The 22,125-nt window shown below is 46.7% G+C and carries 20 protein-coding genes; 16 read left to right on the top strand and 4 right to left on the bottom strand.

Going from position 1 to position 22,125, the window contains the following annotated elements; translation table 11 throughout:
- Position 1 precedes the first annotated feature (1 nt).
- The 7 genes from WH46_RS00615 (at position 2) to WH46_RS00585 (ending at position 8,902) form a co-directional block, all read left to right on the top strand.
- The gene (locus WH46_RS00615; protein WP_046225354.1) at positions 2-895 is read left to right on the top strand and encodes a dienelactone hydrolase family protein; all 894 of its coding nucleotides are present in this window, start codon (positions 2-4) and stop codon (positions 893-895) included.
- 65 nt (positions 896-960) lie between these two features.
- Positions 961-2,082, top strand: a complete 1,122-nt coding sequence (locus tag WH46_RS00610) for a pectinesterase family protein (protein ID WP_069202828.1) — start codon at positions 961-963, stop codon at positions 2,080-2,082.
- 20 nt (positions 2,083-2,102) lie between these two features.
- On the top strand, positions 2,103-3,788 hold the full coding sequence (locus tag WH46_RS00605) for a glycoside hydrolase family 43 protein (protein ID WP_197088239.1): 1,686 nt from the start codon (positions 2,103-2,105) through the stop codon (positions 3,786-3,788).
- Positions 3,789-4,052: 264 nt separating this feature from the next.
- On the top strand, positions 4,053-4,739 hold the full coding sequence (locus WH46_RS00600) for a hypothetical protein (RefSeq protein WP_052714060.1): 687 nt from the start codon (positions 4,053-4,055) through the stop codon (positions 4,737-4,739).
- Between the two features lie 398 nt (positions 4,740-5,137).
- Positions 5,138-5,884, top strand: coding sequence for a DeoR/GlpR family DNA-binding transcription regulator (locus WH46_RS00595; RefSeq protein WP_046225699.1), 747 nt, complete (start codon positions 5,138-5,140; stop codon positions 5,882-5,884).
- A 2-nt stretch (positions 5,885-5,886) separates the two neighbouring features.
- Positions 5,887-6,798 carry a 1-phosphofructokinase gene (gene pfkB / locus WH46_RS00590; protein ID WP_046225353.1) on the top strand — a complete coding sequence of 304 codons (912 nt, stop codon included), beginning with the start codon at positions 5,887-5,889 and terminating at the stop codon, positions 6,796-6,798.
- 73 nt (positions 6,799-6,871) lie between these two features.
- Positions 6,872-8,902 (top strand): PTS fructose transporter subunit IIABC, encoded by a 2,031-nt coding sequence (locus WH46_RS00585; RefSeq protein ID WP_046225352.1) that lies wholly within the window; start codon positions 6,872-6,874, stop codon positions 8,900-8,902.
- Positions 8,903-8,978: 76 nt separating this feature from the next.
- On the opposite strand, the gene WH46_RS00580 is transcribed toward WH46_RS00585, so the two are convergent.
- A complete protein-coding gene (locus tag WH46_RS00580; protein WP_046225351.1) occupies positions 8,979-9,869 on the bottom strand; it encodes a LysR family transcriptional regulator in 891 nt (296 codons plus the stop codon).
- Between the two features lie 221 nt (positions 9,870-10,090).
- On the opposite strand from WH46_RS00580, the gene WH46_RS00575 reads away from it, so the two are divergent.
- Positions 10,091-10,810, top strand: a complete 720-nt coding sequence (locus tag WH46_RS00575) for an O-methyltransferase (RefSeq protein WP_046225350.1) — start codon at positions 10,091-10,093, stop codon at positions 10,808-10,810.
- Positions 10,811-10,979: 169 nt separating this feature from the next.
- Here WH46_RS00575 and WH46_RS00570 read toward each other — a convergent pair whose 3' ends face one another.
- Both WH46_RS00570 and WH46_RS00565 read right to left on the bottom strand, forming a co-directional pair.
- Positions 10,980-11,564 (bottom strand): 50S ribosomal protein L25, encoded by a 585-nt coding sequence (locus tag WH46_RS00570; protein WP_046225349.1) that lies wholly within the window; start codon positions 11,562-11,564, stop codon positions 10,980-10,982.
- A 421-nt stretch (positions 11,565-11,985) separates the two neighbouring features.
- The gene (locus WH46_RS00565) at positions 11,986-12,960 is read right to left on the bottom strand and encodes a hypothetical protein (protein ID WP_046225348.1); all 975 of its coding nucleotides are present in this window, start codon (positions 12,958-12,960) and stop codon (positions 11,986-11,988) included.
- Positions 12,961-13,470: 510 nt separating this feature from the next.
- Here WH46_RS00565 and WH46_RS00560 point away from each other — a divergent pair.
- From WH46_RS00560 to WH46_RS00540, 5 genes are all read left to right on the top strand, one after another.
- Entirely contained in the window at positions 13,471-14,235 is a 765-nt protein-coding gene (locus WH46_RS00560; RefSeq protein WP_017813805.1) for a DeoR/GlpR family DNA-binding transcription regulator, read from the top strand.
- Between the two features lie 85 nt (positions 14,236-14,320).
- Entirely contained in the window at positions 14,321-15,694 is a 1,374-nt protein-coding gene (locus tag WH46_RS00555) for a PTS fructose transporter subunit IIC (RefSeq protein ID WP_017813806.1), read from the top strand.
- A 126-nt stretch (positions 15,695-15,820) separates the two neighbouring features.
- Complete coding sequence (locus WH46_RS00550) at positions 15,821-16,279, top strand: PTS sugar transporter subunit IIA (RefSeq protein ID WP_046225347.1); 459 nt, start codon at positions 15,821-15,823, stop codon at positions 16,277-16,279.
- A gap of 256 nt (positions 16,280-16,535) precedes the next feature.
- Positions 16,536-17,462 carry a prenyltransferase gene (locus WH46_RS00545; RefSeq protein WP_046225346.1) on the top strand — a complete coding sequence of 309 codons (927 nt, stop codon included), beginning with the start codon at positions 16,536-16,538 and terminating at the stop codon, positions 17,460-17,462.
- A gap of 379 nt (positions 17,463-17,841) precedes the next feature.
- Positions 17,842-18,933 (top strand): GntR family transcriptional regulator, encoded by a 1,092-nt coding sequence (locus tag WH46_RS00540; RefSeq protein WP_046225345.1) that lies wholly within the window; start codon positions 17,842-17,844, stop codon positions 18,931-18,933.
- Positions 18,934-19,109: 176 nt separating this feature from the next.
- Here WH46_RS00540 and WH46_RS00535 read toward each other — a convergent pair whose 3' ends face one another.
- Positions 19,110-19,724: a hypothetical protein gene (locus WH46_RS00535; RefSeq protein WP_017813810.1), complete on the bottom strand. Its 615-nt coding sequence runs from the start codon at positions 19,722-19,724 to the stop codon at positions 19,110-19,112.
- A gap of 598 nt (positions 19,725-20,322) precedes the next feature.
- Between WH46_RS00535 and WH46_RS00530 the strand changes: the two genes are divergently transcribed.
- From WH46_RS00530 to WH46_RS00520, 3 genes are all read left to right on the top strand, one after another.
- Positions 20,323-20,943 (top strand): 50S ribosomal protein L25, encoded by a 621-nt coding sequence (locus WH46_RS00530; RefSeq protein ID WP_017813811.1) that lies wholly within the window; start codon positions 20,323-20,325, stop codon positions 20,941-20,943.
- 325 nt (positions 20,944-21,268) lie between these two features.
- Positions 21,269-21,556 carry a Dabb family protein gene (locus tag WH46_RS00525; protein ID WP_017813812.1) on the top strand — a complete coding sequence of 96 codons (288 nt, stop codon included), beginning with the start codon at positions 21,269-21,271 and terminating at the stop codon, positions 21,554-21,556.
- Positions 21,557-21,570: 14 nt separating this feature from the next.
- Positions 21,571-22,008, top strand: coding sequence for a DUF86 domain-containing protein (locus WH46_RS00520; protein ID WP_017813813.1), 438 nt, complete (start codon positions 21,571-21,573; stop codon positions 22,006-22,008).
- Positions 22,009-22,125: the final 117 nt, after the last annotated feature.

Genomic DNA, 22,125 nt, shown 5'->3' with positions numbered 1-22,125 from the left:
GATGAAGACCAGAGATCAGCTAATCACCCTACTGGGTGATCTGCCGGAGCAGTACACACTGGACAGCGAACTGCTTTGGCAGGAAGAGCGAGATGGCTACCGGCTGGAGACACTGCTGCTGGATCTCAATGGTATGGAAAAGGTACCAGCGTATGTGGCGGTTCCTTCCTCAGGGGAGGGGCCTTTTCCATTGGTCATTTTCAATCACTCGCATGGCGGCGATTATACCAATGGTAAACGCGAATTCCTGCGCAGCAGTCCATATCTGCAGCAGACCTCATTTGCCGAAGTGTTAACCGGGATGGGCTATGCTGCCTGCTGTATTGATATGTGGTGCTTCAATGAACGTGGCGGCAGAACCGAGAGCGAGACGGTCAAGGAGATGCTCTGGAAAGGCCAGGTACTGTGGGGCATGATGATCCATGATAACCGCAGACTGCTGGACTATATGTGCAGCCGGCAAGATATCGATGCTTCGCGTATCGGTACGATCGGCATGTCGATGGGCGGACTAATGGCCTGGTGGCTGGCGGCGCTGGATGAGCGTATCACAGTTACTGTTGATATTTGTGGTCAAGTGGATGCGCAGACACTTGTAGATCGGCGCGGACTGGATCATCATGGCTTCTATTCCTATGTGCCGGGTCTGCTAAAATACTATTCCACACTGGATATTCAGCAATGGATCGCTCCGCGTCCCCGCATGAGTCTGGTAGGGCGTAATGATCGTTTATGTCCGGTAGATGGAGTGAAGCATCTGGCAAGCGGACTCCAGCAGATCTATGAGGAGACAGGACATCCCGAACACTGGGTGCCGTTTATCGGCAGCGGCGGACATATGGAGACAGCCGAGATGAGAGCGGCATGGATGTCGTTTCTGCAGAAATACCTATAAGAAGAACCAATACAATCAATTCACATACAGGATTATTATTCATATTGGTACAGAAAGGAACAGCCATGGACATTTTGGTGGGGCGACAGCCATTTTGCGATTATCCAACTATTCAGGCGGCAGTGGATGGGCTGGATAACGTGGATGATCTGGAAAAGGAAGCACAGCAGCAGGGAGCCGGTCACCTTTTACGAGAAACTGTACAGTCTGCTGCAGTCAATAGGGAACCCGATACTTTTATGACCGGCAAATATGCAGCGGAGAACGGACAGCATAAGCCTGGATCCGAATATAGTACCGCCTCTCTGCCACCTATGGATACGATCCGTATTCTGGAAGGAACCTATGAGGAGTCTGTACAGATCTATCGTTCCAATCTGCGTATTATCGGACTCGGCAGAGTAGAGATTACAGCAGCACGGCATGCCATGGAAAAAGATGAGCATGGTGCGCCTATAGGTACCTTTGCGACGCCGACTGTCTTTTTGGGTGGGCGTAATCTGTTACTGGAGAATCTGACGATCACCAATTCTGCCGGACAAGGGGAAGGTATTGGACAGGTGGTAGCTGTGTATGCGCATTGTGATCGTACCGTATTCCGTGGATGTACGCTGCGGGGGCACCAGGATACACTATTCACCGGCCCACTGCCGCCCCATCCACGGGAACGCGCGTCATTCGGCGGTATACCGATTCGTGAGCATCATAGCCAGTATCGCCAGCTATACGAGCATTGTTATATCGAAGGCACGGTAGATTTTATTTTTGGCGGAGCAACAGCTTACTTTGACCATTGCCAGATTCATAGTCTGCGTCATTATCGCAATCGATCCACTTATATCACAGCAGCTTCGACGCCGGAGCATCAATCTCATGGTTATGTTCTGTACCGCTGTTATATGACAAGTGATCCCGGTATTGCGCCGGTCTATCTGGGTCGTCCATGGCGTGAATATGCACGTACCATTCTGGTGGAATGCCATCTGGGAGAGCATATTCATCCAGATGGGTGGCATAACTGGGACAAGCCTGCCAACGAACAGACGGTAGTGTATCAGGAATATGATCCAATTCATGCAGAGCAGCTGCGTAACCATCGGGTGACATGGGCAGATTGTCTGATCGATGGATCAGGGGAATGGGCGAAGGAGAGGATATTTGCCGGAGATCATTTCTGGAATTTCTAAAATCGGAAAGGAAGTGCTTTATGAAAGCAGCAGACACGACGATCGCAGAAACCGCACAGCAAATGATTATCAATCCGATTCTGCGCGGATTCAATCCGGATCCATGTATTTTGCGGGTAGGAGAGATGTATTATATTGTAGTCTCGTCTTTTGAATGGCTGCCTGGGGTGAGGGTATATGAATCACGTGACCTGGTAGAGTGGACCTATTGCACAGATGTTCTGACTGATCAGGTAGACCTGAGAGGCAATCCCAAAAACTGCAGCATCTGGGCGCCGCAGCTAAGCTATCGGGATGATCGGTTCTATCTGCTCTATACCGATGTCAAAAGCACCAAACGTCCTTTCAAAGATGATCACAATTATCTGATTACAGCCCCTGATATTCGTGGCCCCTGGTCCGAGCCGGTATATCTGAACAGCAGTGGATTTGATCCTTCTCTCTTTCATGATGACGATGGACGGAAATGGCTGCTTAACGCACTCTGGGATTACCGGATCACCGAAGGTAATAAATCCAGCGGCATTGTTATCCAAGAATATGATCATGAGCAGGGCAGACTGATCGGCGAGCCAGTCAAACTGTTTGACTGTACCCCGCTCAAGAAAACGGAAGCTCCGCATATTTATAAAAAGGATGGTTATTACTATCTGATCACGGCCGAGGGAGGTACCGGCAGCGGACATTCGGTGACAGTAGCACGCTCCAGAGAACTGCTCGGTCCGTATAAAGTCGATCCGCATAATCCGATGATGACCTCCAGCAGTCATCCCGACTGGCCGCTGCAATGTGCAGGACACGGCAGTCTGGTCGAGACACCTGATGGAGAATGGTATATGGCTCACCTGTGTACCCGCCCGGTAGAAGGACAGTATGCGATCCTGGGCAGAGAGACAGCTCTGCAGCAGGTGTACTGGGATGAGCAGGGATGGCTGCGTTTGACGGGTGGTGGTCATCTGCCTCATGTGCAAATTGCTGCTCCGCGCAGCTATCATACAGACCAATCAGCAGATACAACAGCCGATTTAAGAGAAGCTAATGGAACTACAGCATCGACGGCTGCTAGCGACCCTGCTGCACAGAAGTCACAGTGGACATTCGAAGATTCCTTTGACAGTCAACAGCTGCGACCGGAGTGGAATACCCTGCGTATTCTCGCAGATGAGAGTTGGTGTTCTCTGACGGCAAGACCTGGCTATCTACGTTTGACAGCCGGTGAGTCAATCCAGACCCTGTTCCACCATCATCTGCTTGCCTTACGCCAGCAGGATAAGCATTTCCGTGCAGAGACTGCGCTTGAGTATGATCCACAGCAGTATTTACAAATGGCCGGGCTGCTGCTTTATCTAAATGAAGACAATTATCTCTATGCGTATGTGAGCCGTGAAGACCATCGCAGGGTGATCCGTCTGATGAAGTGCGCTGCCGATCAGTTCAGTCTGCTCCCGGAATATATTGTAATTCCGGATCAAGGTGTGGTTCATTTGGGTGTGGAGGTCCATGAGACGCAGGCACAATTCTATTATGGCATCGGTACAGCTTCTGATCAGCCGAACTGGCAGCCGCTGTATGCGCCGGAAAATATCCATTTTCTGTCGGGTGGCTTCACAGGCAATTTTGTAGGCATTGCTGCCCATGATATGTATCAATTCAGAGGAAGTCATGCGGATTTTAGTCATTTTCGCTATCAGGGACAGGATCGGTAAAGCAGATATTTTTGCTCAGTTGGCTTTGCTGTCCTGACCACAAAACGGTAATTAGAATTAAAATAATATAGGTATTATCCATCAAGACATATCTCTGTGTATGTCTTTTTGGCATGCTTGTATTCGGGTTGTCCATATAAGATGAACAAGGCAAATAATAAAAAGTGTAACTTTTCGCTGCCTTGAAGTGTCTTTCTTTATATACACCTGTCTGCACATGGATCAGGGCACAGTCAGGAATAGCCACACAAGGAGGAAATAGAGATGAAAATCAACCATTTGTATACGATAGGACTGTCTGCGCTGCTGCTGAGTACAGCACTCACCGCATGCAGTGAAAAGGCATCGGCGCCAGTTCCTGCACCACCTGCAGCAGATTCCGGCACAGCCGATCCAGCAGCATCGGACAAAGAGACTGGCAACACCAGTGGGGAACAATCCGGAGAAGCTGGTATGGAAGTACAACAGGACAATAGTGAATCTGCATCTGCCGAGCGTCCACAGACCCAGACTAATGAAATGCTGATTAATGGCGAACTGAGCAAGCATCGTGCCGTGTTGACAGAGGGAGAGGGTTATTCACTATATGTATATGAAGAGCTTCAATTGAAGAATAATCGTCTATTTTTGAAATCCAATCCTGAATACTATGCCGAGATTGAAACACTTCCGGCAGACTTCAATCTGGACGAACTCCGCCAACAGGGCAAAAAGGAGCTGGCTGCAACGAGTGAAGTACGGGAATACAGCGGTGATACCATCGGAGAACCGCTGACCAATGCACCTCTGTTCCTGCAAGCGGGTAATGAAAAGCTGCTGAAAAATTATGTCGTTTGGGAACCGAAGGGAGAGCAAGGTTATATTTTCCGCATGAACCAACCAGTCGGAGAAGAAGGCGGATTGTTCAACCCGCTCGCCTACGATTCTCTTGCGAGTATTCAGGCAAAATAAAAAAATGGGGCACTTTGATCTCGCTATTTGTATAGCAATTCGGAATATATAATGGGACAATTAACGGCAGAACCTGTAACTTGTTCTCCGGAATGGGAGACTGTCTGCTGTTTGTTTTTTCATAATGAGCAGATCTTTATCAAAGTTCATTGCCTCATCCTTTTGCTTCTATAGGTTACAATTGCCGACGGCTGCTGCTGTTGGCTTTTTTTGTATATAAAACTATGAATTACCTCAGTTTCTGCCGATAAATACATAGTAAAGTGTAAGTTTTTTCCTTGTGTTCAAAATTGTGAACGAAAAACGTCGAACCGTGAAACTTTTTGAATATTTTTGAAGGAGAGTGATTGTTTTTTGTCAGCATTGTGGTAGTATTAAAAGCAGTTGGAGGAATGAATATGCTTACAGAGGAACGCTACAATCTGATTATAGAGCGCTTACAGGAACGTGGTATCGTCAAATTGCAGGAGCTTGTTGATGTACTTGGAGCTTCTGAATCAACGATACGACGCGATTTGATCGACCTGGAAGGACGCCAGCTGCTCAAGCGTATCCATGGGGGCGCCACACTGCTGAATCAGAAAACGCAGGAACCCGGCATGGAAGAAAAAACATTCACAAACGTTCACCAAAAGAGTATAATTGCCCGGTTGGCTGCTCATGAGATTGAAGATGGCGAATGTGTCTATCTGGATGCAGGTACTACGACCCTGGCGATGATACCTTATATTGAAGCCAAGGATGTTACCGTAGTGACCAATGGTCTGTCTCATGTCGAAGCGCTTGTCAGCAAGCGAATTCGCAGCTATCTGCTTGGCGGTATGATGAAGATTCATACCAAGGCAGTGATCGGCAGTATGGCTTTGCAAAATATAGATAACTTCCGGTTTGACAAATGTTTTCTGGGAGCAAATGGTGTAGACGCGGATATGGGCTATACGACGCCTGATCCGGAAGAAGCCATGATTAAGCGTCGTGCTCACGAACTGGCTGCTCATACGTATGTGCTTGCTGATTCGAGCAAGATCGGCGAAGTTACTTTTGCCAAACTGCTGGATCTGGATGATGCTGTACTTATTACCGAATCGGTGCCGGAACATTCGCGCCCGACCATCATGAATAAAACTAAAATAATCGAGGGATAACTATGATATACACAGTGACACTCAACCCTTCTATCGATTACATCGTGGAAGTGGACGAACTCAAGCTTGGCGATTTGAATCGTATGAAACGTGATCTGAAGCTTCCCGGCGGAAAAGGAATCAATGTATCCCGTATCCTGAATCAACTCGGTGCGGATAATACAGCGATTGGATTCCTCGGCGGATTTACCGGTCGTTATATTGAAGACAAGCTGCAGCAGGATTCCATCAAGACGGATTTTGTTACAATTGCCGACGATACACGGATCAATGTCAAGCTCAAGCACGGCGATGAAACCGAGATCAATGGTCTGGGTCCTGCTATTACAGCAGCAGAAGCAGATCAGCTGGTGAGCAAATTGTCCACTCTTACCAAAGGTGATGTGCTCGTATTGTCCGGTAGTGTACCACCTTCACTCGGCAGCGATTTCTATGATCGTCTGATCGAAGTTTGCCATCAGGCTGGTGCCGAGTTCGTAATTGATACGACAGGCAAGGCACTGCTGGAAGCTCTGCCGCATGGTCCGCTTCTCGTGAAGCCAAATCATCATGAGCTGGCTGAACTGTTTGGCGTAACGATCAGCACTCGTGAAGAAATCGTTACCTACGGACGCAAGCTGCTGGAAGCAGGAGCCAAAAACGTACTCATTTCCATGGCAGGCGAAGGGGCCTTGTTTATCACGGCTGACGAAGTCTATCATGCCAATGTTCCCATGGGACAGGTGAAAAACTCGGTCGGTGCAGGCGATTCGATGATCGGTGGATTTGTCGGTACGCTAGTATTGAATGGTGATCCACTGGAAGCTTTCCGTACAGGAGTAGCCTCGGGCAGTGCGACTGCATTCTCCGATGATCTGGCCGATCGTGCCAAGATTGATGAACTATTGCCACAGGTAAGTATTAACAAAGTCTAAAAAGTATTCATATTAACATCTTCCGCCGCCTGTACAGCGGCAGAGGATGATTGACATTAAGGGAGTGTACACAATGAGAATTACAGACCTGATGATCAAAGAGGTCATGATCATGGACCTGCAGGCGGTAACAAAGGAAGCTGCTATTGATGAGCTGATCGCCAGCCTGACGTCGAGCGGCCGCATTAACGATCCGATCCTGTTCAAGGAAATGATCCTGAAACGTGAAGGGGAATCCAGTACGGGTATTGGCGGCGGCATCGCAATGCCGCATGCGAAGACCAGAGCAGTAAATGAACCAACGGTTGTATTTGCCAAAAGCCCGCGTGGCGTTGATTATGAATCCCTGGACGGTGAACCGGCGCATCTGTTCTTTATGATCGCAGCTCCGGAAGGCGCAGCGAACACCCATCTGCGTACACTTGCTGCATTGTCCAAGCTGCTCATTGATAGCGATTTCATTGCCCAATTGATGAATACGCAGACACCGGATGAAGTCGCTACCCTGTTCGATGAGAAGCAGGCAGAAGCCGATGCCAAAGAAGAAGCGAAAAAAGCAGCGAAGGCAGCCAAAGAAGCGGAAGCAGCCAAAGCCAGCGAACAGCAGCAAGAAAATACACGCGAGCAGCAGGCAGGTGAGATGCTGACCGGCAATGCGGCAAGCCAGCCGTTCGTTGTAGCCGTTACGGCATGTCCTACCGGTATCGCGCATACCTTTATGGCAGAAGATGCACTGATCAAAAAAGCCCAGGAAATGGGCGTGGAAATACGCGTAGAAACCAACGGTTCCGAAGGCGTACAAAACGTTCTGACTGAAGATGAGATTCGTCGCGCAAGCGGTGTTATCGTAGCAGCCGATAAAAAGGTCGAGATGGATCGCTTTGACGGCAAACCTGTATTGCAAAGACCGGTAAGCGACGGTATCCGCAAAACCGAAGAACTGATTACCAAAGCCATGAAAGGTGATGCGCCAACATACCGCAGCTCGGGTGGTAAATCGTCCGGCGAAACAGGAGCATCCCAGGAGAAAACAAGCGTAGGCAGCAAAATCTACAAAGACTTGATGAATGGTATCTCCCATATGCTGCCGTTCGTTGTCGGTGGTGGTATCCTGCTGGCAATCTCCTTCCTGATCGAGCAGACAGCAGGTGAGAACAATCCACTCTTCCAACTGCTGCAGACAATCGGTGGCGGAGAAGGCGCATTCTTCTTCCTGATTCCGATTCTGGCTGGTTTTATCGCAATGAGTATTGGTGATCGTCCGGCACTCATGCCTGGTATGGTCGGCGGTCTGATGGCCGTTCACTCCAATGCCGGTTTCCTTGGCGGTCTGGCTGCCGGTTTCCTGGCTGGTTATGTAGTTATTGGTCTTCGCAAGCTGCTGGCCGGTCTGCCCAAAGCCATTGACGGATTAAAACCGATTCTTCTGTACCCTGTACTGGGTCTGTTAATTACCGGTACAATTATGTTCTATCTATTCGATCCGATCTTCGGATGGATTAACACTTGGCTTGTTGATGTACTGAACAATCTGGGAACTGGTAATGCAATTATTCTCGGTCTGATCCTGGGCGGTATGATGTCAATCGATATGGGTGGACCTTTCAACAAGGCAGCCTATGCGTTTGCTATCGGTGTATTCACTTCCAGTGGCAATACAAATGGTCTGATGATGGCTGCTGTTATGGCAGGGGGTATGGTGCCTCCACTGGCAATTGCCCTGGCTACAACCTTCTTCAAAAATAAATTCACTGAGCAAGAACGCAAATCCGGTGTAACCAACTATGTACTCGGTCTGTCCTTCATCACCGAAGGTGCGATTCCATTCGCGGCAGCTGACCCGCTGCGCGTACTGACTTCATGTATTATTGGTTCTGCTGTAGCAGGCGGTCTGACCCAGTTCTGGCATATCAATCTGCCGGCTCCACACGGCGGTATCTTCGTAGCTGCCCTGGCGAACAACGGAAGTGGCAGCAACCTCGTAGCGGCAATGTTATTCCTGCTGGCAGTTATTATCGGTGCTGTTATCTCTGCACTGGTGCTGGGTATCTGGAAAAAATCAGTACAGCAAAAAATGACTGAAACCAAGAAAACAGCTGCATAATACTAAAAAATAAAATCTCCCGTACACCGATATCCGATTGGATAAAAGGTGCCGGGAGATTTTTTTTGGTTCATTTTTAAAAAGGATGTTCCCGAACCAATTCGATAAAATGGCGGGCTGCCGCAGAAAGCGGCTCTTGACTGCGTGTGCAGACAGCAATCGTATTATGCAGCTGAACGTCATCTACATACACACGGCATAATTCGCCGCGTTTGACTCTTTCTCGCACAATCACGGAAGAGACAAAGTTGGCTCCATAACCGGCAATAACCGCTTCAATCGCTTCATGCAGTCCATTGAACTGCAGTGTAATACGCGGTGCTGCCAGATTATAGGTGCGGCAAAGAGACAGTAGACGCTCGCGTGTAGAGCTGCCCTGTTCCCGCATCACAAAAGGCTGCTGCATCATCTCGGCCAGTGAAATATGCCGATCGACAAACGGATGATCCGGCGCTACGACAAACCACAGCTCATCCCGAAAAAGCTCCTCCATATCAATCCATTCATTGGCACGTTCTGGTACACCGCCGTAGATCGCCAGATCAACCTGCACATGGGTCAGCATATGCAATGCATCGGCCGAGTTGGTCGTATGAATGGTCAATTCCACATCTTCGTACTGCCGTTTGAAACGGGATAGCCAGCCCGGCAGCAGAAAGTGCGAGGGCAGATAAGTCGCTGCCAGAGTAATCTGTCCGGTGATCCCCTGTTCGTACTGCTTACAAAACTGCTCGATCTGCTGCTCTACTGCAAACAGCCGAGCCGCCATACTGGCAATATCTTTTCCAGCAGCTGTCAGGGAAATCCCGCGACCCATCGGCTGCAGCAGCTGAAGGTGGAGTTCTTTTTCCAGCTTTTTGATCTGAGCGGTAATCGCAGGCTGACTAATATTGAGCTGTTCAGCAGCGCGCGTCACATTACCGGTAGCTGCGATAGTATGGAATAAACGAAGTGCATGCAGATTCATTGGAGATACTCCTTTCCCTGGAAGATAATTATTGAGTATAACTACAGTCGCTGATCTATTAATCATAACCTATATATATGAATAATTAATAAAGATATATTATATTTATCATTTTACAAGCGTTATGCTGGTAGTAGAGATTAGAAGCATGTCAGGAAAAATGATCGAAATACTGTCCGGTATGCTGATCTCGACAATAACAGTATAGGGGAGCGATTATCATGAGTATTGGATATTCGACAGATCATGAACATCAGTGGAGCGAAGTAGACCATTATGTAGAGCAGAAATTGATTCTCATCGATCCGGTGATGCAGCAGGTACGGGACAATAATTATCAGGCAGATTTGCCGCCATTTGATGTGTCTCCGGTTCAGGGTCAGTTTTTGCAGCTACTGATTCGCATGTCCGGCGCACGTCGTATACTGGAGATTGGTACACTGGGTGGGTACAGCACGATCTGGATGGCACATGCACTGCCGACAGACGGTAGAATTGTTACCCTGGAGCTGGATCAGCATCATGCCAATACAGCCCGGGCCAATTTTGAGCTTGCAGGTGTTACCCCGCAGATCGAACTGAGACAGGGAGATGCGTTGGAGCAGCTGGCCCGGCTTGAGGAGGAACAGATAGAGCCGTTTGATTTTATTTTCATTGATGCGGACAAACCGAATAATCCCCATTATCTGAAATGGGCACTGCACTTTTCCCGGCGGGGTACGGTTATTTTTAGCGACAATGTGATTCGTGAAGGAGAAATTATCAACCGTCACAGCAGTGATCCACGTATCAAAGGGGTACGGACATTTTATGATATGCTGGCAGACGAACCGCGTATTACCGCTACAGCTATACAGACGCTAGGCAGCAAGGGTTATGACGGATTTATGATTGGGATTGTTAATGAAGATGTGCAGACACCAGTAACAGATCTTGAATAGAATATAAAATAAATCTTCTCGATTCTGCCAAGGCGTATGTCTTATATGCTGCTGAACATACCGATGTACGACAAAAAACAAGCACTTCCCGAATTCTCCTGTCAGATACGATGGAGAACACTGGGAGGTGCTTGTTTATGCAAAGCCGATTAGCATATAGATAATTGCATTATGCCGTAGGTTCTTCTACTGCTTCTTCAGTTGCCTGTACCTGTGAAGCTACACGAATCATAACAGCGGTCGGCTCGGATAGAACTTCTACGCCTTCATGAAGCTGCAGGTCGGATACGAGCAGGCTATCGCCAATTTCCATACCACTGATGTCCACTTCAAAGGAACTCAGCAGTTTGTCAGGCATGCAACGCGTTTCGATTTCATACAATTCCGTTTGCAGACTGCCGCCGGCTTTTACGCCTGCCGGTTCGCCGACGAAATGAATAGTGACCATAGAATCCATAGTAACGTTCATATTCAACTGATGAAAATCAAGATGGATAATTTTATTAGTCAAAGCATCCCGCTGGATATTCTGAATGACCACTGGCTTATTGCCAATCTCCGGTATGCTGGCATTAAGGATAGCATGTCCATTTTCTTTAATGGCAAGCAACAGAGCTTTTTCACCAACACTTACAGAGCGGCTACCAAAATCCTTACCATATACAATCGCTGGAATACGGCCTTCTTTTCTCAGGTTTTTGTTCTGGGATTTCTGTTCGTGGGTACGTGCATGTAGTTCGATTAGATTACTCAATTAGTTGCCTCCTGGGTATGTTGCAAATGGTATTCGTTAGTAAAATACCCATAAAAAAAGACGGATTCAGAGATGTCGATCATCGTTCTAATCCGTCGTTTACGATATTTGATAGGTATGTGTCTGACTAACTTAAGCTTAACACAGGTTTCTCTATTGTCAATTTTTATTACATATTAGGTAAAATAATTAACTGTAAAGTTTGCAATAAAATATATAGAAATCAATTCCACATAGTAAATAAACGCAAAAAAATGAGAATACCTCTATTGATGTGAATTATTCTATTTTTTCGTTTATTTTAAAGATAATAAAGTTTACATCATTTTATTTTTTTGAAAATTAAATATATTAATGGGGTGTTCAGCAGCGCATCATAAATTACAGATATGAATGATAAGCCCCGAACAAGGAATTACAATCAAAGAGAGTATTGTTTTAGAAAGCTCACGATCTCGGGTGAATTTTTGCCGCCGTTCTTTTCAATCAATTGCAGATAGGTTTGCAAATGAGTCAGGAGCTGGCTGTTTTTGATCTCCACTTCAGTATGACTGGACAAAGCATTATGGTAAGCGCTGCTCGCTTCCGGATCAATCGTGAGCGTTCCATATTCGAACAGTGGTGTATTCTCTATTCCGTGAAAGACATACATTTGCCCACGGTCATACCATTCCTGCATCAGCATTCTACGATTGGAAGAAGAATACGTATTCAGGAACTTTTCCATAGCCAGTGTACGATTTAGCAATTCATCCCATCCGATGATGAGACCCGCATCCTCGCTGGTTGGCTGATCGGTTTCGGCAGCCATGATATTGATGTAATCCCGGATATCCGGTTTGATATAAGGATTGAACACCTTGAAGCTTTTATAATCTACAACTGGATGATAGGTGCCTTCTGTAACTTCCAATTTGTAGCCCATATAAGCCAGATCCGTTAGAATCAGTCGATGTTCCTTTTTCTTGACCTGGCCAGCCGCAGTGAGCATGGTCATGCCTGGTTTGGAAATCTCACTGATCGCCTGCTGCAGATTGGGCTCTATTAGCTGCTCCATAGCGGTTGTCCAGTAACGGTTGTAGGCATTTTCCAATTTGAGGACCGCCAGTGTGGCCTGGGCTGGTGTGAATTCATCGATTCGGTTTACGAGCGTCGCCCGTGCCCATCCAATAGTAGCGGGTTTTTGTAGACGCTGTATAAATAGATTGTAAGAGGTATCCGCCTGCTTGGTCTGTTGGCTGGTAGCTGCTTCTGCATGTTTTACAGGCAGAAGGGAAGGCGTAGAAGTAATCATGCTGCTACCTAGTAGCGTAACCGTTAATCCAATAATAGTTAATGTACGCGGGAGTCGCTGTTTACCCGGATCTGTTGATGTTTGCTTTGAAGTATATTTCATAGATGAGCCTCCTTGGAAATGATGATTTGTATACTTATTCAGACGCTATCCGGCTTCAAAAGTTCCAGTGCTTTATTTCTGCACCGATTATAGACAGCTTAATAAAGAAATCGACAGTCAAATCGGTATGTCGATCTTCATTTCTTTGTAAGGCGGTTTTTAATAAGAATGAGCTCAATTTTATAAAAATGTACAGTGATGACCGTTTGTGATTGAATGTTTCCGTTTGGTGGTTTAAAAGGCCCAAAAATAATCTTTTAGATCGCCTTAAAGCCTGTAAATTTAAAGGCTTCCGCGGACGATATACACTATACAGATGCCCGCTGTATGACACGATAAAAAAACAAAAATAATGTTATTGACAGGTAATGAAAGCGCTATTATAATCATAATCAATCAAGGATGATCATAAATGATCAAAAGTAATCAACACGCATCTATACTACGATCAGCCTCGATACAACAGGTTATGATTATAAATGGAACGAGCAGACAGGCGGTGATGTCCCGGTGCTTTTTGAAGAAGAACGAAAGCATAAAATAGTGGAGTATTTACGTCAAAATCATCGTGCATCCGTACAAGAACTGGGTGAAGCATTTGAAGTATCCGATTCGACCGTAAGGCGCGATCTCAAGGAACTGGAAGATGCCAGATTGTTGAAAAGAACCCACGGAGGAGCGGTCTCCCTGCAAAGTGTAAACTTTGAGCCTAATATGGGAGAGAAGGAAGATTCCTACCGTGAAGAGAAAGAACGGATTGCTCGCAAAGCAGCCGAAATGGTCAACCAGGGAGATACCATATTACTGGATTCCGGCACAACCACACTGCCGCTTGCGAGAGAATTGAGACATCGGTCAGGTATTCGGGTCATTACCAATTCGGTTATTGTACTGGGGGAACTCAAGGACTGTCGCAATATCGAGCTATCGATTATCGGGGGACTGCTAAGACCGGATACACAGGCTTTTGTAGGACCGATGGCAGAGCGTGCGCTGGATATGGTGCGAGTCGACAAAGCATTTATGGCAACCAATGGTTTGAATCTCCGAGAAGGTATTACCACGCCGAATCTGACGGAGGCAGCGATCAAACGCAAAATGATCGATATTGCCAAGCAGGTGATTCTGCTTGCTGATCACAGCAAGCTGGGTGGTATCGCTTATGCCAAGTTTGCCGATTTGACGGATATCGATTACTGCATTACTGATGGGGGAGCACCAGTACAGGTTGTAAATGAACTTCGCAGAATGGGTATGGATATGATTGTGGTCTGAGTGAGCGGTTAACAATTAATAGATGAGCATATAATCGATAGGTTCCGTGTGTCCATGAATGATATGAACAGAAGGGGATATGAACATGAAAAAATTACTGGCTGTTACCGCTTGTCCGACAGGTATTGCCCACACGTATATGGCCGCCGAATCGCTGGCCAAAGCGGCTAGAGAACGGGATATCGAAATCAAGGTAGAGACGCGTGGTGCTGTAGGAGTAGAGAATGGGCTGACTGCCCAGGAGATTGCCGAAGCTCATGCTATTATCGTAGCCGCAGATACCGATGTGGATGAAGAACGCTTCGCAGGTAAGCCTGTGGTTCGTGTACCGGTCGCACAGGGAATCAAAATTCCGGGTGAATTGATTACACGTGCACTGAATCTGGAAGCCTCCAATGGTACCGCTCCTGCTCGTGCAGAAGAAGTGATCGGAGGCGGCAAGCAGCAGAACATGTTCTATAAGCATCTGATGAACGGCGTATCCAATATGCTGCCACTCGTTATTGCAGGTGGATTGATCATCGCATTTTCCTTCCTGTTTGCCTTTACCAAAGGTGGCGTGGATCAGGTAGAAGGTTCATTCGGAGCAGCGTTGTCTACTATTGGTGGCGCTTCCATGGGACTGATGGTTATTATCCTGTCCGGTTTCATTTCATTCTCGATTGCCGGTAAGCCGGGTCTGGCTCCTGGTCTGGTCGGTGGGGTACTCGCCAAGGATATGGGTGCAGGCTTCATCGGTGGTATTATCGCCGGTTTTATCGCTGGATATGTAGCACACTGGCTAATCAAAAATATCAAAATGCCCAAAAACTTTGAAGGTCTCAAACCAATTCTGATTGTTCCGGTATTGTCTGTTCTGATTATCGGTCTGCTGATGGTCTACGTTATTGGCGAACCAATTCAATGGATCCTGGCGCAACTGACAGCATGGCTGACCAACATGGGCGCAGGTAATGCCGTACTGCTGGGCGCAATTCTCGGAGCCATGATGGCGCTTGATATGGGTGGTCCATTTAACAAAACGGCATATACGTTTGCAGTAGGTCTGCTGGGTGCTTCGATTTTCACACCAATGGCAGCTGTAATGGCAGCAGGTATGACACCTCCGCTGGGTATCTGGCTGGCTACGCTCATTGCCAAAAATCGTTTTACCAAAGAAGAACGCCAAGCAGGCAAGGTAGCTTCCGTACTCGGTCTATCCTTTATTACCGAAGGTGCGATTCCGTTTGGAGCGGCCGATCCGATCCGGATTATCCCTTCCTTTATGGTCGGTTCGGCAGTAGCAGGTGGCTTGTCCATGCTGTTTGGCTGTGGACTGCATGCACCACATGGAGGCATATTTGTACTCCTTATCCCGAATGCGATCGATAACCTGGGATACTATGTACTGTCCATTGCGATCGGTACAATTGTAACCGCGCTAATGGTACTGCTGCTCAAACGCAAAGCAACTGCATAAGCGTAAAACACACAGGCGGTCGGTATAACAAACAGCCGGCCGCTATCCATACAAATTAGAAGCTTTCTCCCCATTCCATCATTTCAGACAAGCCGTATAATGGCTAGCCCAAAGGAGCCTAACCCGATGAATATCCGTGAACTGTTGAGCATGGACAGTATTTTCCTCCCTTCAAATGCCACTACACGTGAAGAGGCCATTCAGCAAATGGCAGAAGGTATGCATGCTGCTGGAGCAGTTACCGATACGTCTGCTTTTGTACAAGCTGTGACAGCACGCGAGCAGCAGAGTTCGACTGGTATCGGCTTTGGTGTAGCTATTCCTCATGGCAAATCAGCAGGTGTAGCGCGTGCCGTACTCGCTTTCTCCCGTTTTGAGCAGCCACTAGAATGGGAGTCGCTGGATGACCAGCCGGCAGTGATGGCTTTTATGATCGGTGTACCCGAAGCGAATACAGGTAATGAACATTTGCAGATTCTGGTCGCTCTGTCACGCAAGTTAATCCATGACGAATTCCGTGCAGAACTGCTGAACGCTGGCAGCAAGCAGGACATTATCGATATTTTAAGCCGTCATATTGGTTGAAAAAGGGCTTCTTCGTTCTTCCCGAGACAGCATTCTGGTGATGCTGTCTTTTTCTATTTTTCTCTCTAAAGTTGGCTTGACGTTTATTCATTTAACAAGCTGTTTAATGATGCATGTAGCTGTAGACCGATTCGTTATATACATATCCAGCAAACAGCCTGTTTTGAAAAGGATGATTACATGATATACAGCTGTTATGAAAGCATTTTGGGTTATGGAACAGCCGCGCATGGTCAGAATAGAAAGGTGGAATATAATGAATAAATGGCAGGAGTTTCGGCAGGCTTCAAGAATGCACTTTGTCCCGTTGATGGCGATCTGTATCATACAGGGGACGCTGGCAGCCTGGGTGTGGAACGGAAAGTTTAATGTATGGATTGCATTAATTACGATGATAGGAGCCTGTGCCGCGCATATTTTCTCCATGATGATCAACGATCTATGGGATTATCGCAGCGGAGCAGACAAAGCTGCTTTTGAATCGGATGAGGCGATCTCGACGGATTCGGGTTACCTTACCTCCGGTAAATGGAGTGAGCGTAGCTATGAGATTGTCTCGTGGTGTGTACTTGCAGTTGCGCTGATCTGTGCCGTGATATTGTATATGCTCAGCGGCTGGGGAGTACTGTTACTGGGAGGCCTCGGCTGTTTTATGGCACTATTTTATGTGGTGCCTCCTGTACGGTATGGATATGTCGGCAAAGGCATGAGCGAGATGGCACATCTGCTATCATTCGGGATTTTCCCTGTGATGGGATCGTATTACGTGCAGACGGGTTATTTTGATCCGAGATTATGGATCTTGTCGCTGCCGATGGGTATTTTGACGACATTGACCTTTTTTAATCATCACTTTTTGCATTGGAAAACAGATAAACAGGTGGGCAAACGTACACTGGTCGTTCGGTGGGGAGTGACCAAATCCTTTTATTTCTCTATTGTGCTGTTGTCGCTTGCTCTGCTGAGTATCATTATGTGCGCCATTTTCGGTGTGATTCCGATTTATGGTATATTGGTACTGATTGTTGCCTGGCCGCTGTGCAGAATGTACAGCGAGATGAAGGGTGAGAAGCGCAACCTGCAGAATCACCAGCGATTATTGTGGCTGTCTCTGCGGACATCGCTGCAATTTGGCGGCTTGCTTATTCTGCTGCAGCTGATCACCCGCTGGTTCAATACCTGATTGTAAGCCTGGTATTTGATCACCTTCGCAGCAGTAAATCCTTTCATTGCTGCTACCTTTACGAATTGTATAAATAATAAACGGCGCATCCTGCTTTTCACAGGAATGTGCCGTTTTAGCATGCGTTACCTGTAGAAGGATGTATCTAATTTTCTGATTTCGTAGCAAAGTTGGGAATTGCCATGGACATCCTTTCAAAAGTTTCTTAAAATGTATGTACAACTATTTTTAATTGCAATCTATCCAAAGAGTCATACATACAAGTAGAGCTGTTTGGAAATGTAAGCGATATCTTATTCGATTGGATAAGATATTCCTCTATTGAAATTCAAGTATATATTCAATGAATAAAATCCAAATTGATATGTTCGGAGGAATCATGGCTGCAAAATACAGACAAGTAAGAGATGAAATATTGTCCTGGATTCACTCTTCTCGATTGCTGCCGGGCAGTCGTCTGCCATCGGAACATGAGATCGCTGATCAATTCAATGTCAGCAGGCAGACTGTACGTCAGGCACTTGGAGAGCTGGTACGTGAAGGCTGGTTGAATCGGATGCAGGGAAAAGGGACATTTGTAGCCGATCCGGCAGTAAAGCCTCAGGAAGATAATCGAATTGTAGGTGTGATTACTACGTATATTTCCGATTATATATTTCCGCAGATTGTACAGGGGATTGAGACCAGACTACGCGCCGAAGGATACCGATTGCTGCTGGCAAGTACAGAGAATGATCCGGTTAAGGAACGAGAATGCCTGGAAATGATGCTGAACCACTGTCCAGCTGCATTGATTGTAGAACCGACACGCAGCGGCGAACGAAGTGCCAATCTTAATTATTTCCTGACGATGGAGAATCGCGAGATTCCCTACCTTATGATTAATGCCAGCTATGAGGAGATGGATTCTCCCTGTCTGCGTATGGATGATGAGCAAGGTGGATTCCTGGCAGCCGAGCATCTGATCGAGCTTGGTCATCGCAAGATTGCGGGCTTCTTCAAAACCGATGATATGCAGGGGGTACGGCGGATGCGTGGATTTGTAGCGGCTCACCGTAAATATGGGATTCCGCTGCAGCCTTCACTGATCTTTACCTATACAACCGAGGACAAGCATATTGCTCCAATGGAACAGACCCGTCAGCTGATTCGGCAATCGGCACCTGATCGGGCAACCGGTTGGGTTGTATATAACGACGAATTGGCGATCAATCTACTGCAGATTGTCCGTGAAGCAGGCTTGTCCGTACCCGATGATCTGTCACTGGTCGGATTTGATGATTCATTTCTGGCAACAGCTACAGAGGTAAAACTCACTACACTCAGCCATCCCAAACATGCACTGGGTACAGCTGCCGCGGATATGATTCTGCAGATGATGAGCGGGAACAGCAGCTGGGAAGAGAAGATTCATACTCCCGAATTGATCCAGCGTGATTCTACATCAGCTCCAGCTGTTATATCCAGCTAAGCCTGATACTGTCGATGATCTATTTGGCTCCACCAAGAAATATCGGATAGGCATTCGATTGTTGGTGTGTCATTAAATGTCCAGACAAGTAAAGCCCCGCCTGGCACCCATAATGGTGTGAAGGACGGGGCTTTCTTTTTTATCCGAACAGAAGGCTCTATAGACACCTCTGCGTATTACTGTATTTCTGCAAATTCGGGTTCGACTTCTTCTCCCAACACGCAATCAGCAAACAAAACGGATTTGGGAATGCGGAAAAACTGTTCCGTTTTCTCCTGGAATGCAGGTGATGGCAGAGTAGCCTGATGCAGCCATTTGCGGAAGGTTCCCGGATGAACACCGATCCAGTGGCTCACGTCCGTAACAGACAAATCATGGACCATACATAAGCCGGTAAGAATATGATTACGCACTGGTGAGCGGGTAATTGTCCGTTTCATAAAACGGGACGGGGCTTGCTGGCAAATCACCGGGCTGTTATTGATGACCTGTTGATTGAACAGGATATGATGAGGATATCCAAGTTCCCGGCAAACTTTTTCAAGATTGGCTTTGCCCGGTAAACGGCCTTCGTAGACCCAGGCGCTAACACTGCGTGATGAGACCGATAACCGTTCCGCAAGCTCGGATAATTTAATATCCTTCACCATCAGTACAGCCAGTAAAACGCGATTGCGGACCTGGCAGCGTGTAGGTCTGCGGAATCTCTTGACGCGGACACCCTTGCCGAGGTATTTACGGTTGATCAGAGACCACGCCTCTATAAAATGTCGTTCTGGTTGATTAGGCATATTTCCTCCGATAAATAATTATTCATATTTGTGCAGGTGGTTTTATGGTCCTTTCAACATCCTACAACACCCGGACGCTTGTTTCAAGAAGACTTTTACTAAAATAATTGCCATTCTTAAAGGAAATTTAACACTTTATTTTGTCTTGGATACAAAATGACATAAACCTGAGTATTAATGTCCGACAATAAATGTTTATTGGCAGGGGAGGAGGAAAATGGATCTATTAATTGATCGTAATTAGATTGCAAAAGGTTATTTTAAATTTTATTAACTGTCTGTTTAATACTATCTATATCCAGCGTGAAAAAGACCAGCATCGAAGGAATTCTTACAACATATTTTGAAGCTGATGCATAGGCAGTGTTTATTTATTCAGTTATCATCAAATAGATTCACCATTTTAAGAAGGAGTGGAAAGTAAAAGAACCCTACAAAACACAAGCCTCCAAGCTTCCGATCTTCAAAAAAATTCGGCAAAGTGATACAAATCTTGTCTATGCGGGTACATAAGAATAATGACCAGTAGCTCTATCGCTGGATCGATTGCACTATGTATATAGCAAATATCGTTCATAATTTAGGGAGGTCAATACTTATGAGTACTAATACGAAAATTCAAGCCGAAAAACGTGAAGCAACAAAACATTCCGCCATCCGTGAGCTTCGTGAGCAAGGGCGCACACCTGGCGTAGTATATGGACCCGATCTGGGTAGCGTACCGGTACATGTAGACAGCAAGCAGCTGCAGGCACAGGCTCGCCGCGGTGGAGCAGATATCTTCTCGCTGACAATGGACGGCGGCAAAGATGTACAGGTGCTGCTCAAGGATATTCAGCGTCAGGAAGGACGCATTCTGCATGTTGACTTTATGCAGGTATCTTCCAGCAAGTCGATCAGCATTAGTGTACCACTGGATTTCCATGGTACAGCTGCTGGTACCAAAGCAGGCGGTGTATTCCAGCATCAGACCACTGAATTGGCACTGTCTGGTCTTGCAAAAGATCTGCCAAGTATCCTGACTGTAGATATCTCCAAACTGGAAATCGGTGACAGCATTACAGCCGGTGATGTAGAACTGCCATCCGGTGTTACCCTGGATTCCAGTCCGGAAGAGATTATCGCTTCCGTAGCGGTACCACGTGTAGCCGAAGAAGATGTGGAAGCTTCCTCCGAGGAAGACGCACCAGCAGCTGAAGGCAGCGAAAGCGCCGAGTAATCGGTATCAGGTAAACAACTTGCTGCAACTCGGTATAATCTTACCGGGAAATAACTCAATAAAGTCAATCAGGAACCTCTTTTAAAGAGGTTCCTTTTGCTGTTGTTCATCATGTTTGTCTGGTCGTATTTTATATTATTTTCTGTTTTTCTGCTGACTTCATTAGTACGCTTTTCGTTATAAAAGCATGGGTTTTTCTCTACAAAAGGATATAAAAGATTTCGTGTAATAAATCTGGGCGGAATATGATACCATAATAAAGTACATATTCCGGTGAACCGCATGCTGGAATGGAATCCCATTAGCCAAAGGAGACATTCTTGTTATGATCAAGCATATTGTATTGTTCAAATTCAAAGAAGCTTCCCCAGCCGTTATTGATACTGCCGTGTCCAAATTGCGTAATCTGGAAGGCAAAGTAGAATCCCTTCGTTCCATCGAAGTAGGGATCGATCTGATTCGCAGTGAGCGTTCCTATGATGTAGCTTTGATTACTACATTTGATGATATGGACGGACTGCAGGCTTATCAGGTTCACCCCGAGCATGTTAAAGTAATTGATTATATCGCTACGGTCAAAGAATCAACGATCGCTGTCGACTACGAATATTAAGGCGGTGCTTCACCATGTATTATGTAAATCGTGAACAGATCGAGCGTCGTATTCATGCGCTGGATGAAGTCCGTACAGCATTGACACAGGTGGCTTCAGCCTGGGATGGCAGCCTGACTTCTGGCATGGTACAGGAACGGGCACTTCACCTGGCGGTAGAATGTGTAACAGATATCGGTAGCTACTTGATCGATGGATTCATTATGCGCGATGCCAGCAGCTATGAGGATATTGTAGATATTATGCGTGACGAGAAAGTAGTAGACCCGGATACAGCTGCACAGCTGATGGAACTGGTTCGTCTGCGTCGTCCACTGGTTCAGGATTATTATGACTGGCCACGTGGTGAACTTCATGCGCTGACACCGGTAATGCCCGAGATTCTGCATACCTTTATCGGACAGGTCAGCAGCTATCTTGATCAGGAGTTGGGTACTTCCACATCCTCCTGATCTATGTGTAAATGGGTGAAATCTGCTGCTTTTATACAGTTTTAAATTTACATCCCCAGCCGGATAAGCTACAATAACGGTATTATTAAAGGGATGATGTGACCCTTGTCGCTGACA

This window comes from Paenibacillus dauci, assembly GCF_000971985.1.
Classification (GTDB): domain Bacteria; phylum Bacillota; class Bacilli; order Paenibacillales; family Paenibacillaceae; genus Saccharibacillus; species Saccharibacillus dauci.
The sequence above is the reverse complement of the archived record's forward strand: the minus strand, read 5'-3'. Positions and strand labels throughout refer to the sequence as shown.